General features: G+C 72.9%; 12 protein-coding genes. 6 read left to right on the top strand and 6 right to left on the bottom strand.

Annotation, left to right across the window (positions count from 1 at the left end; translation table 11 throughout):
• Nucleotides 1-6: 6 nt before the first annotated feature.
• Nucleotides 7-714, bottom strand: coding sequence for an LppX_LprAFG lipoprotein (locus tag LQK93_RS06530; protein ID WP_374970735.1), 708 nt, complete (start codon nt 712-714; stop codon nt 7-9).
• Between the two features lie 117 nt (nt 715-831).
• On the opposite strand from LQK93_RS06530, the gene LQK93_RS06535 reads away from it, so the two are divergent.
• Together LQK93_RS06535 and LQK93_RS06540 are read left to right on the top strand one after the other, a co-directional pair.
• A complete protein-coding gene (locus tag LQK93_RS06535) occupies nt 832-1,533 on the top strand; it encodes a hypothetical protein (RefSeq protein ID WP_374970736.1) in 702 nt (233 codons plus the stop codon).
• Entirely contained in the window at nt 1,530-1,832 is a 303-nt protein-coding gene (locus tag LQK93_RS06540) for a hypothetical protein (RefSeq protein WP_374970737.1), read from the top strand. Before LQK93_RS06535 ends, LQK93_RS06540 begins: the two co-directional genes overlap by 4 nt.
• On the opposite strand, the gene LQK93_RS06545 is transcribed toward LQK93_RS06540, so the two are convergent.
• Together LQK93_RS06545 and LQK93_RS06550 are read right to left on the bottom strand one after the other, a co-directional pair.
• Nucleotides 1,795-3,240, bottom strand: a complete 1,446-nt coding sequence (locus LQK93_RS06545; RefSeq protein ID WP_374970738.1) for a sensor histidine kinase — start codon at nt 3,238-3,240, stop codon at nt 1,795-1,797. The genes LQK93_RS06540 and LQK93_RS06545 overlap by 38 nt on opposite strands.
• Nucleotides 3,237-3,887 carry a response regulator transcription factor gene (locus LQK93_RS06550; RefSeq protein WP_374970739.1) on the bottom strand — a complete coding sequence of 217 codons (651 nt, stop codon included), beginning with the start codon at nt 3,885-3,887 and terminating at the stop codon, nt 3,237-3,239. Before LQK93_RS06550 ends, LQK93_RS06545 begins: the two co-directional genes overlap by 4 nt.
• A 104-nt stretch (nt 3,888-3,991) precedes the next feature.
• On the opposite strand from LQK93_RS06550, the gene LQK93_RS06555 reads away from it, so the two are divergent.
• The 3 genes from LQK93_RS06555 to LQK93_RS06565 are packed head-to-tail and all read left to right on the top strand — an operon-like array spanning nt 3,992 to nt 7,054.
• Nucleotides 3,992-5,212, top strand: a complete 1,221-nt coding sequence (locus LQK93_RS06555; protein WP_374970740.1) for an outer membrane lipoprotein carrier protein LolA — start codon at nt 3,992-3,994, stop codon at nt 5,210-5,212.
• On the top strand, nt 5,209-6,180 hold the full coding sequence (locus LQK93_RS06560) for an ABC transporter ATP-binding protein (RefSeq protein WP_374970741.1): 972 nt from the start codon (nt 5,209-5,211) through the stop codon (nt 6,178-6,180). The genes LQK93_RS06555 and LQK93_RS06560 overlap by 4 nt, the downstream gene beginning before the upstream one ends.
• 4 nt (nt 6,181-6,184) lie before the next feature.
• A complete protein-coding gene (locus LQK93_RS06565; protein WP_374970742.1) occupies nt 6,185-7,054 on the top strand; it encodes an ABC transporter permease in 870 nt (289 codons plus the stop codon).
• Between the two features lie 102 nt (nt 7,055-7,156).
• Here LQK93_RS06565 and clpB read toward each other — a convergent pair whose 3' ends face one another.
• Complete coding sequence (clpB, locus tag LQK93_RS06570) at nt 7,157-9,718, bottom strand: ATP-dependent chaperone ClpB (protein ID WP_374970743.1); 2,562 nt, start codon at nt 9,716-9,718, stop codon at nt 7,157-7,159.
• A gap of 149 nt (nt 9,719-9,867) precedes the next feature.
• On the opposite strand from clpB, the gene LQK93_RS06575 reads away from it, so the two are divergent.
• A complete protein-coding gene (locus tag LQK93_RS06575) occupies nt 9,868-10,272 on the top strand; it encodes a DivIVA domain-containing protein (protein ID WP_374970744.1) in 405 nt (134 codons plus the stop codon).
• 20 nt (nt 10,273-10,292) lie between these two features.
• Here LQK93_RS06575 and LQK93_RS06580 read toward each other — a convergent pair whose 3' ends face one another.
• Both LQK93_RS06580 and LQK93_RS06585 read right to left on the bottom strand, forming a co-directional pair.
• Nucleotides 10,293-10,565, bottom strand: a complete 273-nt coding sequence (locus LQK93_RS06580; RefSeq protein WP_374970745.1) for a hypothetical protein — start codon at nt 10,563-10,565, stop codon at nt 10,293-10,295.
• A gap of 108 nt (nt 10,566-10,673) precedes the next feature.
• On the bottom strand, nt 10,674-13,886 hold the full coding sequence (locus LQK93_RS06585) for an ATP-binding protein (protein WP_374970746.1): 3,213 nt from the start codon (nt 13,884-13,886) through the stop codon (nt 10,674-10,676).
• Nucleotides 13,887-13,891 lie beyond the last annotated feature (5 nt).

The following is a 13,891-nucleotide window of genomic DNA, read 5'->3' on the forward strand; positions in this document are numbered from 1 at the left end:
GGGCCGTCAGGGCCTGGTGATGGTGACGGGTCGGCCGTACTGGTCGAGCGTCAGCGTGTAGGTCGAGGTGGTCCCCGACCCGAAGAACGGGCCGGCGATGGCGACCTGGCGCAGCTCCTGGGTGTCGGTGAGGCCGTAGGTCGCCGAGAAGGTGCCGCTGCTGTCGCCGATGAGGAACAGGTCGGTGACCGCCTTCCCCGGAAGGCTGCCCCTGATGGTCGAGAGCACCTCGGACCCGCGGCGCACCTTGTCGCCGACGCTGGGCGAGGTCGTCGCCGTCAGGAGCGTGGTCAGCCCCTTGTCGGGCGAGAAGAGCACGGCGGGGTCGGGCACCCCGAAGGTCTTGGGGTCGATCTTGTTGGTGCCCGGGATCAGCGGCAGCTTGGCGTAGACGTCACCACCGATCGAGGTGATCTCGGCGTCGGCCTGCACGCCCTTGAGGGTCACCTTGAAGGTGCCCTTGAACGCCGGCGGGTGCTTGCCCCAGCCGTCGGCCGACACGACGCCGGACGAGCCCTGCGGCACGTCGGAGCTGGCGAGCTGGAGGTGCACCGAGCGCGCGGCGTCGACCTTGGCCTTGGCCGCCGCGAGCCGCTGCGCCGGGGAGAGCTGCGTCTGGTTCGGCGAGGCGCCGTCCGAGCTGGAGCAGGCCGCGACGGTGACGACGCACGTCGCCGAGAGGGCGGCGGCCGCGAGCTTTCCGGTGATGCGCATGCGCGTCAGGCTAACCGAGTGGTGCGGCCGTGCTCGGCTGGCCGCGCCAGGTGGGTATGGCTAGGTTCGGGGACCGCGGCGGGACCGCCTCGCCACCTGACGAAGGAGCACGAACCCATGGCACTGCTCGGAGTCATCCTCCTACTGCTCGGCGTCGCAGTGGGCGTCGTCGCCTACGTCGCGACCCACGCCGCCACCGCGGTCGTCCCGGTCACGGCGCTGGGCCTGACCCGCAACGCCTCCCCGCTCGAGCTCGTGCTCTACGGCGTGGTCGCGATGCTGCTCTTCGCCCTCGGCTGGGCGCTGCTGTCGGCGGCCGCCCGCCGTCGCGTTCGCGTGCGCCGCGAGGAGAAGGAACGCGCCCGCATCGCCGAGATCGAGGAGGGCGCCGAGGCCACGAGGCGCGAGCACGAGGACCGCCTGCGCGAGGCCGGCCTGCGCGACGAGGACCTGCGCCGCCGCGAGAACGAGCTCGCCGCCCGCCACGAGGGCCTCGACACCCGTGAGGCCGAGCTGGCCGACCGTGAGTCCCGGCTGCGCGAGCAGCCGTCCGTCGCTGACGTCGTGACTGGCCGCGCCGAGGGCAGCGTCCACGAGGGCACCGCGTCCTGGCGCCAGTCTGGCGACGACACGGGCGAGGACACCCACGACGACACGAGCCACATCGGCAGCGCCGACGGCGACACCGCGCACAGCGACACCGCGTACGGCGACGACCGGGGCGACACGGCATACGGCAGCGACCACGCCGACCGCGCCTCGGAGCACACCGACTCCACGGCCGCCGAGGAGCGCCAGCAGCGCGACTCGTCGGTGTGACGGGGCTCGCCGCCTACGTCTTCGACCTCGACGGCGTCGTCCGGGACTTCGGCCCTGGCGACGCCGCAAGGCTTTTCGATGCCGTGCTCAACAGCGCCGACTTCGGCGTCGCCAAGCCGGACGTGCGCGCCTACGCCGCGGCGCACGCTGCGATCGAGGTCGACCTCAGGCGCGGGCTGGGCCGCGGGGAGATCTGGTTCACCGACGACCGCGCCGAGAACGTGGCCGCTGCCAGCGAGTTCGGTTGGCAGGCACAGCTGTTCACCCTCGATCGGCAGCAGGCGCCGCAGGGAGCGTGACGACGGCGCGAACCCCGGGAGCGGCATCCTCCAGCGTCACGTCTCCACCCCGCCGCCGCAGGAGGGCGCGGGTGATGGGCAGGCCGAGGCCGGTGCCGCCGCTGTCGCGGTCGCGCGCCTCGTCGAGACGGGTGAAGCGGTCGAAGACGCGCTCATGGTCGGCAGCGGGTATGCCGTGCCCGTCGTCGGTGACGACGATCCGGACCAGCACCTGGCCATCGCCGGCGACGCGGTGGGCGTCGAGGAGGACCGAGCCCTGCGCGTGGCGCACCGCGTTGTCGACGAGGTTGGTCAGCGCGCGGGTCAGCTCCACCGCCGGGACGGCGACCTCGAGCGGACGGCTCGGAGAGTGACGCGCCGTCCGCACGGGCACACGGGCGGACCGGTACCGCCCCACGATCTTGTCCAGCAGGGCAACCACGTCGACGCACGCCGGTGGCCCGGCGGCTCCCGGGGTGGCGTCGTCGTCGGTGCGGGCCAGGAGCAGCAGGTCGTCGACGAGCCGGGAGAGCCGGTCCACGTCGGGCAGGACCTCCTCGGGCAGCCGGCCGCCCTCGCGGAGCCGCTGCGCGACCTCGAGCTGGGTGCGCAGGCTCGCCAGCGGGCTACGCAGCTCGTGGGCGGCGTCGGCCACGAAGGCGCGCTGCCTGCGTCGGGCGGTCGCGATCCGGTCGAGCATGGCGTTGAGCGTCGTGGCCAGGGCGCTCACCTCGTCGTCGGTCGGCGGGACCGGGAGGCGCACGTCCTCCGACGACGCGTCGTCGATGCGCTCGGCTCCTCGGCGCAGGGCCTCGACGGGCGCGAGCGCGGCACCGATGACCCGCCACGCGATGGCCGCGAGCACCGCGAGCAGCAGCGGGAAGATCACGAGGAGCAGCCAGCGCACCGTCCGGGCAGTCTGCTCGATGTCGGCCGTCGAGGCGGCCGCGACGACGGTGTAGGCGCGGCCGTGGCTGCCCTCCGGCCCCGCCGCGACCGCGGCGACCTGCAGTCGGCCGCTGAGGCCCGAGCGACTCCCCGGCACGACGACCGTGTCTCCGGCCAGGGCCTGCCGGCGCTCAGCGTCGGTGACGAGGGCGGTGAGCCGGTCGGCGGTGACCGAGCCGCTGACGACCCGTCCGTCGGCGTCGAGGACCTGAAGCACCTGCGCGCCCGACACGGGGACGGGGTCCGGCACCCTGCCGGCGTCGACGAGCAGGGCCACCTGCTGGGCGCTGGCGCGGGCGGCCGCCTCGACGGACCGCGACAGCGACCCGGTCAGCACGACGTAGAGCAGGACCCCACCCACGGCGAGCGCACCTGCGACGCCGAGGAGCCCGACGAGCATGAGGCGTCCGCGCAGGCCGAGTCCCGCGAGACGCCGAGCGCCTCTGCGGAAGAGGGCGTTCTGCCGGCGGCCCCCGTTCACCGCGCCATCCGGTAGCCGGCGCCGCGGACGGTCTCGATCCGTGACCGCCCGAGCTTGCGCCGCAGGTAGCCGACGTAGACCTCGACGACGTTCGGGTCATCCCCGCCGCCCCAGACCCGCTCGAGCAGCTCCTCCTTGGGCACGACGGCGTCCCCGGCGCGCAGGAGGTGCTCGAGCAGGAGGAACTCGCGCGGGGCGAGCGCCACGTCGGCGCCGTCCACTTCCACGCGTCGGGTGGACGGGTCGAGGCTCACGCCGGAGTGCCGCAGGACGACCGGCCGGGGGGCGGGGTCACGGCGCAGCAGGGCTCGCAGACGGGCCAGGAGCACGACGAACGAGAAGGGCTTGGTCAGGTAGTCGTCCGCCCCGTAGTCGAGGCCGTCCGCCTCGTCGTACTCGCCGTCCTTCGCGGTGAGCAGCAGGACCGGGACCCAGTTCTCCTCCTCTCGCAGGGTCCGCACGACGGTGTAGCCGGACAGTCCGGGCAGCATGATGTCGAGGACGACGACGTCGTAGCCGCCGAAGCGCGCCGCGTCGAGCCCGGCGACCCCGTCGGCGACGTGGTCCACGACGAAGCCCTCGGCGCCGAGCCCGCGCACGAGCGCAGCGGCCATCCGGGCCTCGTCCTCGACCAGCAGCACCCGCACACGGCAACCATGGCACGCCGTGCGGACGGGGGCAGGTCGAGCGGGCGATGCGCAGAGCGCGCCTTCTCAGTCGCCTCTCAGCCGGGCGGGCGCACGATGGCTCCATGAGCATCTTCACCGAACACCCGGCCGCCCGCTGGGGCCTGCCGGCCGCCGCCGTCGGGGTCATCGGCGTCACGGCGCTCGCCCTGAACCAGTCGGCGTCCGCAGACGCCGGTCTGCCGTCCCGGACGGCGCAGCAGCTGCTCGCCGACGTGCGCTCGGCGGACGTCTCGAGCCTGTCGGGCACCGTCGTGCAGACCTCGAACCTCGGGCTGCCGCAGCTGCCGGGTCTCACCACAGGCGGCCCGGCCAGCGGTGGCAGCGGAGGTGCAGGGGGCCTGGGGGGCGCCGGCGGGAGCTCGCTCACCTCGCTCCTGTCGGGCACCCACACCTGGCGCGTCTGGGTCGACGGCCCGTCGCGACAGCGGCTCGCGCTCGTCGGCACGAGCGGCGAGTCGGACGTCATCCGCAACGGCTCCGACCTGTGGCTGTGGTCCAGCGCCGACAAGACGGCCGTGCACCACACCCTCGGCACCAGGCAACGCCAGGGCCAGCCGGGCGCAGCACCCCACCGGCCCTCGGGCACGCTCCCGGGGGGCGTCCCGAGCACTCCCGACCAGGCGGCGTCCGCGGCCCTGGCCGCCATGGGCAGGGACACCGCGGTGACGACCTCGGGGGCGGCGTCGGTCGCCGGCCGGTCGGCATACGAGCTCGTCCTGACCCCGAAGGACAAGGCGACGCGGGTGGCCTCGGTGCGCATCGCGATCGACGCCGAGAAGCACGTGCCGCTGCGGGTGCAGGTCTACTCGACCAAGCTGTCCAACCCGGCGTTCGAGGTGGGCTTCACCTCCGTGGACTTCTCCACGCCGGAGGCGCGACAGTTCGCCTTCACCCCGCCCGCCGGCACGACCGTGACGCAGCCCGACCAGTCCGACCAGGCCGGCCCGAAGGGCGCCGCAGGCACCAACCCGGCGCCGTCGAAGCAGCAGGCCGCCGCCGCGGCGAAGGCTGCCGGCGCCACCCGAGCCGTCGGCTCGGGGTGGAGCACCGTGGTGGTGACGCGGATGCCGACCGGTGCGACGTCGGGCAGCAGCACGGGATCGGACGCCACGACACGCCAGCTCGCGACGGTGCTGGGCGCGCTGCCGACCGCGTCGGGCTCGTGGGGCTCGGGGCACGTCCTCGAGGGCACCCTGTTCTCCGCCGTCGTGACGGACGACGGCCGCGTGGCCTTCGGGGCAGTCGCGCCGCAGACCCTCTACACCGCCCTGGCGGCGAGGTGACCGTGGCGTCGCCCTCGGCGGTCCGGGCCGGGGACGGTGGTGAGCTGGCCATCGAGAGCCGGGGCCTGACCAAGCGGTTCCGTGGCACGGCCGCGGTCGACTCGATCGACCTGGCGGTGCCACGGGGCTCGGTCTACGGGTTCCTCGGCCCGAACGGGTCGGGGAAGACGACGACGATCCGGATGCTGCTCGGCCTGGTGCGTCCCACGGAGGGCTCCAGCAGCCTTCTCGGACGAGCCGTTCCCCGTGAGGCGCAGCACGTGCTTCCCCGTGTCGGGGCGCTCGTGGAGGGACCCGCCTTCCACCCCTACCTCTCGGGCCGGGACAACCTGCGCCGCCTCGACGCCGCGGACCTGACCGCCGAGCCCCGCTCCGCTTCGGCTCGCGTGGACGCCGCCCTCGACCGCGTGGGCCTCCTCGCGGCAGCCGGCAAGCGGTACCGCGCCTACTCGCTCGGCATGCGCCAGCGGCTCGCCATCGCGGCAGCGCTGCTCGTGCCTCGCGAGCTGCTCGTGCTCGACGAGCCGACGAACGGCCTCGACCCGCAGGGCACCCGCGAGGTGCGCCACCTCGTGGCCTCGCTGGCCTCCGACGGCACCACCGTCTTCGTCTCGAGCCACCTGCTGTCCGAGGTCGAGCAGATGTGCACCCACCTCGGCGTCATGAGCGAAGGACGGCTCGTGGCCCAGGGGTCGACGGCGCAGGTCCGCGGCGGCGCGGCGCCCGTGGCACGCGTCCTCACGGAGCAGCCCGGCGAGGCGTCGCGGATCATGGCCGAGCTCGGCGTCGATGCCGTGGCGCCGGTCCCCGGGGGAGTGTGCGGGGTGCCGGGCGGCATCGAACCGGAGAAGATCGTGGCCGCTCTCGTCCAGGGCGGCGTGGGCGTGCGGGAGTTCACCGTGAGCAGCCCCAGCCTGGAGGATCTCTTCGTCGCGCTGACCGGGGAGGGCTTCGATGTCAGTGGCTGAGTCGGTGACCACGTCCCAGACCGCGGGCGCAGCGCCCCCGCCACGGGCAGGCTGGTCGAGGCGGCTCTCCGGCCGCCTGCTCTGGTCCGAGCTCGGGCTCATCGGCGGCCGGCGCCGCAACCAGATGGGTCTGCTCGTCCTCGCGGCCGTGCCGGTCCTCATGGCGGTCGCCGTGCGCATCTCGACGCCGCGGGCCGGTCGCGGCCCCGACTTCCTCTCCTCGATCACCTCGAACGGGCTCTTCGTGCCGCTCGCGGCGCTCGGTGTCGAGATGGGCCTGTTCCTGCCGCTCGCGATCGCGATGCTCTCCGGCGACGCCGTGGCCGGAGAGGCGAACCTCGGCACGCTGCGCTACCTGCTGACCGTGCCGGTCGGGCGCACCCGGCTGCTCGCCGTCAAGTACGGCTCGCTCGTCGTCGGCGCGATCTGGGGCGTCGCAGTCGTCACCGTGGCCGGGGCGCTGGTCGGCATCGCCCTCTTCGGCACCGGCCCGATGACCACGCTGTCCGGCACCGAGCTGCCGTTCTGGAGCGCCGTCTGGCGGGTCGTCCTCGTCGGGCTCTACATCGCCGCGGGGCTGAGTGCCCTCGCCGCGGTCGGGCTCTTCATCTCGACGCTCACCGAGCAGCCGCTGGCGGCGACGGTGGCGCTGATGATCTTCACGATCCTGTCTTGGATCGCCGACGCCGTGCCGCAGATCGGCTGGCTGCACCCGTGGCTGCTCGTCGACCAGTGGCAGGCGTTCACCGACCTGCTGCGCGACCCGCCGTTCTGGGACAACGTCGCCCGCGGCCTGTGGGTCGACCTCGGGTATGCCGTCGTCTTCTGGCTCCTGGCGTGGGCGCGGTTCGCGGGCAAGGACGTCACCAGCTGACGACACCTTCCCGGGCAAGGACGCCCACCGGCATACGCCTGGAACTCGAGCGCCCGCCGACGCGGGTGCGTCGGCGGGCGCAGGACGGCGGGAGGTCGCGGGTCAGACGAGGGTGAGCGACCCACCCTCGCCGTCGACGCCCACCTTGACGGTGGAGCCGTCGCGGACCTCTCCCGAGAGCAGGCCGCGGGCCAGCCGGTCGCCGATCTCGCGCTGCACCAGGCGGCGCAGCGGGCGGGCGCCGTAGGCCGGGTCGAAGCCCTTGTCGGCCAGCCACCGGCGGGCGTCGTCGGTGACCTCGAGGTTGATGCGCCGGTCGGCGAGCCGCTGCGCGAAGGCCCTGACCTGCAGGTCGACGATCCGGGTCAGGTCGTCCATGCTCAGCGCGTCGAAGACGACGATCTCGTCGAGCCGGTTGAGGAACTCGGGCTTGAACGAGGACCGCACGACGGCCATGACCTCGTTGCGCCGCTCCTCCGGCGACAGCAGCGGGTCGGTGAGGAACTGCGACCCGAGGTTGGAGGTGAGCACGAGGATGACGTTGCGGAAGTCGACCGTGCGCCCCTGACCGTCGGTCAGGCGCCCGTCGTCGAGCACCTGCAGCAGGATGTCGAAGGTCTCGGGGTGGGCCTTCTCGATCTCGTCGAGCAGGATCACGGAGTACGGCCGACGGCGTACGGCCTCGGTGAGCTGCCCGCCCTCCTCGTAGCCGACGTAGCCGGGCGGCGCACCGATGAGGCGCGCGACCGAGTGGCGCTCGGAGTACTCGGACATGTCGATGCGCACCATGGCGCGCTCGTCGTCGAAGAGGAAGTCCGCGAGGCTCTTGGCCAGCTCCGTCTTGCCGACACCAGTGGGGCCCAGGAAGAGGAAGCTGCCGGTGGGCCGGTCGGGGTCTGAGACGCCGGCCCGTGTGCGGCGCACGGCGTCGGACACGGCGCGCACGGCGTCGGTCTGGCCGATGAGCCGCGCCCCGAGGTGTTCCTCCATGTGGAGCAGCTTCTCGGACTCGCCCTCCAGCAGCCGGCCGGCGGGGATGCCGGTCCACGCGGAGATGACGTCGGCGATGTCGTCGGCGCCGACCTCCTCCTTGACCATCGGCTCGTCCTCCTGGCCGGGGGCCGCCGCGGCCTCGCGCTCCTGGGCGGAGGCCAGCTCCTTCTCCAGCGTCGGAATGTCGCCGTAGAGGATCTTCGAGGCTGCCGCGAGCTCGCCCTCGCGCTGCAGCCGGTCGGCCTGCGTGCGCAGGTCGTCGATGCGCGCCTTGAGGTCACCGACGGCGTTGAGGCCGGACTTCTCGGCCTCCCACCGGGCGTTGAGGGCGGCGAGCTCCTCGGCGCGGTCGGCGAGGTCCTTGCGCAGCCGCTCGAGGCGGTCGCGGGAGGCCGGGTCGGTCTCCTGCTCGAGCGCGAACTCCTCCATCTTGAGGCGGTCGACGGCGCGGCGCAGCTCGTCGATCTCGACGGGGCTGGAGTCGATCTCCATGCGCAGCCGCGACGCGGCCTCGTCGATCAGGTCGATGGCCTTGTCGGGCAGCTGGCGCCCACTGATGTAGCGGTCGGAGAGGGACGCGGCCGCGACGAGCGCCGAGTCGGCGATGGTCACCTTGTGGTGCGCCTCGTAGCGCTCCTTGAGGCCACGCAGGATCGCGACGGTGTCCTCGACCGACGGCTCGCCGACGAAGACCTGCTGGAAGCGTCGCTCGAGGGCGGCGTCCTTCTCGATGTGCTTGCGGTACTCGTCCAGCGTCGTCGCGCCGACGAGGCGCAGCTCGCCGCGGGCGAGCATGGGCTTGAGCATGTTGCCGGCGTCCATGGCGCCCTCGCTGGCGCCCGCGCCGACGACCGTGTGGATCTCGTCGATGAACGTGACGATCTGCCCGTCGCTGCCCTTGATCTCCTCGAGAACGGCCTTGAGCCGCTCCTCGAACTCGCCGCGGTACTTCGCGCCGGCGACCATCGCGGCCAGGTCGAGGCTGTAGAGCGTCTTGTCGCGCAGGCTCTCGGGCACGTCGCCCTCGACGATGCGCTGCGCGAGGCCCTCGACGACGGCGGTCTTGCCGACGCCGGGCTCGCCGATGAGGACAGGGTTGTTCTTGGTGCGGCGGGAGAGGACCTGCACAACGCGGCGGATCTCGGCGTCGCGGCCGATGACGGGGTCGAGCTGGCCCTCCCGGGCCCGGGCCGTGAGGTCGGTGCCGTACTTGGCCAGCGCCTCGAACGTGCCCTCCGGGTTGTCGGACGTGACGGGGCGGCCGCCGCGCAGCTCGGGGATCGCCTTCTCGATGGCATCCGCGTCCAGGCCGAACTGTCCCGTGCGCGCGATGGCGAGCAGGAGGTGGTCGGTGGAGACGAACGAGTCGCCCATCGCGGTCATGTACTGCTGGGCCTGCTGGACCACGCGCAGGCCGATCGGCGAGAGCTGCGGCTGCTGGACGCCGCCGGTGACCTGCGGCATCGAGGCCATGGCGCGCTCGGCGGCCGCGGTGGCAGCGGCCACGCTGGAGCCGCCGGCCGTGAGCAGCGCCGGGGTCGTGGTGCCGCCCTGTGCTGCCAACGCGAGCAGCAGGTGAGCCGGCTCGATGTTCGGGTGGTGCTTGCCCGTCGCGGTGGTCGCGGCCTGGGCGAAGGCCTCCTGAGCCTTGTTGGTCAGCTGTAGGTCCATGCGTTCTCCTGGAAAAGGGATCGGAACACTCGGAGCAACCGGGTCTCAGTTGAGTCTATTCCACTCAACTTCGCGACTGGCCGGAAGGGCCGGGTATGGCGCCGCGCGGCGTCCCGCAGGGCCGCCCGGCCGGGCCGTACGCTCCCGGCATGGACAGCACGGGCCGCGCCACCCTCGCCGACGAGCTGCGCAGGGCGCGCTTCCGGACGACCCAGTTCCGCGAGGGCTACTCGGAGCCGGCCGTCGACGACCTTCTCGACGCGGTCGTGCAGCAGCTCGTCTCCCCCGAGGCGGGCTCACGGTCGGACGCCGACGTCGTGGCCATGGTGGATGCGGCGCGTCTCCCGATCACGAAGGCGCGGCGCGGCTACGCGCAGGCCGACGTGGACGCCCTGCTGAGCCGCCTCGTCACGGGTCTCGGCGGCACCCGGACGGCGGAGCCGCCACCGGGGGCCGACGGACGGTCCGTCACCACGACAGAGGCAGCCCCCTCGCTCCCCTCGGCCGTCACCGAGCCCCCGCGCGGCCTGCTGGCACGACTCTTCGGCCGCTGACCGGGGACTGCCCCAGGGGCTCAGCCGTGCGGGTTCGGGTCGTACCACCCGCCGTGTGCGGCGGCGAGTGCCGCGAAGCGGACGGCATACGCCCGATCGGGCGACGTGCGCACGTAGACGGCCCACTCGTGGTCCTCGGCGTCGTCCTCCCCGGCCAGCGCCTCACGCACGACGCGCACCTCCGACAGCCCCTCGGACTCGAGGTCCTCGGCGATCTCCTCGGCACTCTCGCGCTCCGGCAGCACGAGAAGGTGCTCGGTCCGCGAGGGCTCGGCGTCAGGCGTCGTGCACACGGGCCCCAGCGTAGGACGCTCGGACGACCTCGCCAGGCCCGGCGCCGGTCTCGATGACCCGCTCGGCCACCTCCCGCAGCTTGACGTTGTGGTCCGGTGGTCGGACCGTCAGGCGCTGTCGGGGTCCTGCCCCGTCTCGACCACTCGGGTCGCCAGCTCGCGCAACTTGATGTTGCGGTTGAGCGAGGCCCTCCGTAGCATCTCGAAACCCTGCTGCGCCGTGATGCGGTGGCGCTCGATGAGGACCCCGACCGCGTGGCCGATGAGGCGGTGGCTCTCGATGGCCTGCTCGAGCTGCCGCTCCTTCTGGGTGCGGGCCTGCAGGGCGATGACCCGGTCCACCGCCTGGCCGAGCGACTGGGCCAGCAGGTCCCCGACGACGAGCTCGTCGCTCGACACGAGGCGTGGCTCGTCGAACTGCACCCAGGCACGGCAGTCGGACTCCTGCGCGGTGGGCAGCAGCAGCAGGCCCTCGCGCTTCTCGCCGACGAGCACGTCGTTGCGGAAGGGGCTCGACTTGAGACCGCGTCGCACCGCCGGGTCGAGCTCGGACGTGGTCACCCGCCCGCGCGGGCAGAGCACCACCGGCTGCCCCTTGGTGGGCGAGACGCTGAGGGTGACCTCGCCGTCGAACAGCACCGTGAAACCGGTGACGGCGGTGGCGAGCGCCTGGTCGAGCTCCTCGGCCCGGGCGAGGTCGACAGCGATCCGGGCAGCCAGCTCCCGTCGCAGCCTCGACTCGTGCTCACGCGTCTCGTCGCGCACGACCACGATGATGAAGCCGGCGTGCTCGTCCGTGGAGGGGACGCAGGCCGCACGAGCGTGCACCCAGGCCTCGCCACCGCCGCGGCGCAGGATGCGGTAGCGGTCGTCGAAGCCGGCCTGACCGGCCTGCAGCTGTGCCAGCCGCTCCTCGTGGCTGCGTGCATCGTCGGCAGCCCCCTCGGTGGGAGCCCACCACGGGTAGGGCGGGACGAGCGGACCGTCCGCGAGCGACCACCCGAACGTGCGGGTGAACGCCGCGTTCATGTCGACCACGCGACCGTCGGCGTCGGTGATGACGAACGGTTCGGAGATCGCGCCGACGATGGCGCGCAGCCAGGCGGCATCGCGGGACCGGGATCGCGACCGGACGAGGTTGGCCGCCAGGCGGGCGCGCAGCTCCTGTGGGTCGAACGGCTTGACGACGTAGTCGTCGGCACCCTCGAGGAGGCCGGTGGTGCTGGCCTCGACACCGGCTCGGGCAGACAGCAGGACGACCGGCAGGTCACGCAGCGCCGGGTCGGAACGGATCTCGCGCACCAGGGTGAGACCGTCCATCCGCGGCATCATGACGTCGGCCAGCACGAGGGACGGCCTGTGGAGACGGAGCTGCTCGAGCGCCTCGATGCCGTCTTGCGCGGACACGACGTCGTAGTCGTTCACCACGTGCCGCGCGATGTACTCGCGCATGTCGTGGTTGTCCTCGACGACCAGCAGTGTCGGCCGGTCCTCGACCGTCTCGGCCGGCTCGGCCGTCTCGAAGGGCGTGACGGTCTCGGACGGCTGGGCCGCGGGACCTGTCGTCGTGATTTCGCTGGACCCGCGACCGGGGGACGTCGGCGCGGTCGGCTCCATCCGGGCGGCCACGTCGTCGCGCACCACCCAGGTGCTCGCCTCGAGGATGAAGGACTCCGCCGATCGGGGCCGGATCGAGGGCCGCAGGGCCTCGCGCACCGACGGCCGCCCCCACGGCAGGGCGACGGTGAACCTGCTCCCCTCCCCCTGGGTGGAGCGGACGGTCACGGTGCCGCCCAGCAGCTCGACGAGCTGGCGCACCAGTGAGAGCCCGATGCCGGCGCCCTCGCGAGAGCGCCGGTCGTCCCCCCGGCCGAGCTGGCGGAACCGGTCGAAGACCAGGTCGAGGTCCTTCTCGGCGATGCCGATGCCGGTGTCGGTGACGGACACCTCGTAGCCGTCGAGGTCGGACTGCAGGCGCAGGGAGATGCGGCCGCGAGGAGTGAACTTCAGGGCGTTGGCGAGCAGGTTGAGCACAACGCGCTCGAACATGTCGACGTCGACGTAGGTCACGTGGTCGCACCCGTCGCACACGACCTCGAACTCCAGCCCGGCACGCTCGATGGCCGGGCGGAAGTTCGCGGCGACCCCGGTGGTCAGCTCCTTGATGTCAGCCTCGACCCAGTGCGGCTCGACAGCACCGGCCTCGACGCGGGTGAGGTCGAGGATGCGGTCGACCAGACCGGTGAGCCGCTCGGTGTTGCGGCTGATCAGCTCGAACCGCTCGCGCTGCTCGGGGTCGAGCCCGTCGGCGGCCAGGGCATCGGTGACCGGGCCCGCGATGAGCGTGAGGGGCGTGCGCAGCTCGTGGCTGACGTTGGCGAAGAAGTCCGTCTTGGCCACGTCGAGCTCGGCGAGCACCTCGTTGCGGCGTCGCTCCTCCTGCAGGTGCCGGATGCCGCTGAGGGCCATGGCGACGTGCGAGGCGCAGAGCTCGGCGTAGACCTGCAGCTGCGCGTCCCAGGGCCGGCGCGCGTTGTCGGTCAGCAGCAGCTGGGCGGTCGGCTCCACGAGCCCCGGCTCGACGATGGGGACCACGTGCACGACCTCGTCGGCCTCGACGCGCATGTCGCCGTGACCGGCAGCCTCGCCGGGGTCGGTCCAGCGGATGTCGGCCGTGACGTGGTCGTGCGTGTGCGAGCCGAGCACGGCGAGGGCCCGACGGCGTACGTCCTCGGCGCTGCGCGCGTCGGCCAGTGTCTCGACGAGCGCGGCGGAGACGTTGGCCCGGCGCTCGGCGACCACCTTGGCCGTCGTCTCGGTGGCGACGTTGAGGACGCCGACGACCCTGCCGTCGTCGTCGTGGATGGCGCCGTAGGACCACGTGAAGTAGGCCTCCTCGAGGAAGCCGGCGCGGTTGACGACGAGAAGGGCGTCCTCCACCCACGTGGCGGGGCCACCACTGGTGACGCTGTCGAACATCGGTCCGATGACGTCCCAGACCTCGGGCCAGACGGCTCGCACCGGCAGGGTCCACGCACCGGGGTGCTTGTTGGGCCCCAGGATGTTGCGGTAGCCGTCGTTGTAGAGCATGAGCAGGTCGGGGCCCCAGCAGATGAGCATGGGGAACCGCGACGAGAGGCACACGTCGACGAGCACGCGCAGGTTGCTGGGCCACGTGTCGACGGGCCCGAGCGGCGTCGCGGACCAGTCGGTCTGCGCGAACCGCTCCTGCATCTCGCCCTGGCCCGAGGGCACTGCGAAGCTCTGTCGACCGGCCTCCGCGCCGCTGTGGATGTCGCCGTCCGGCTGGTGCGGGGTCACGCGAC

The sequence above is a fragment of the Terrabacter sp. BE26 genome (genome assembly GCF_041941675.1).
In the GTDB taxonomy this organism is placed as follows: Bacteria; Actinomycetota; Actinomycetes; order Actinomycetales; family Dermatophilaceae; genus Terrabacter.

Bases quoted from the DNA above. Each gene is read 5' to 3' on its own strand.
- LQK93_RS06575 (WP_374970744.1), top strand. From the start codon at position 9,868: ATGGACAGCACGGGCCGCGCCACCCTCGCCGACGAGCTGCGCAGGGCG.
- LQK93_RS06535 (WP_374970736.1), top strand. From the start codon at position 832: ATGGCACTGCTCGGAGTCATCCTCCTACTGCTCGGCGTCGCAGTGGGC.
- LQK93_RS06530 (WP_374970735.1), bottom strand. From the start codon at position 714: ATGCGCATCACCGGAAAGCTCGCGGCCGCCGCCCTCTCGGCGACGTGC.
- LQK93_RS06555 (WP_374970740.1), top strand. From the start codon at position 3,992: ATGAGCATCTTCACCGAACACCCGGCCGCCCGCTGGGGCCTGCCGGCC.
- clpB (WP_374970743.1), bottom strand. From the start codon at position 9,718: ATGGACCTACAGCTGACCAACAAGGCTCAGGAGGCCTTCGCCCAGGCC.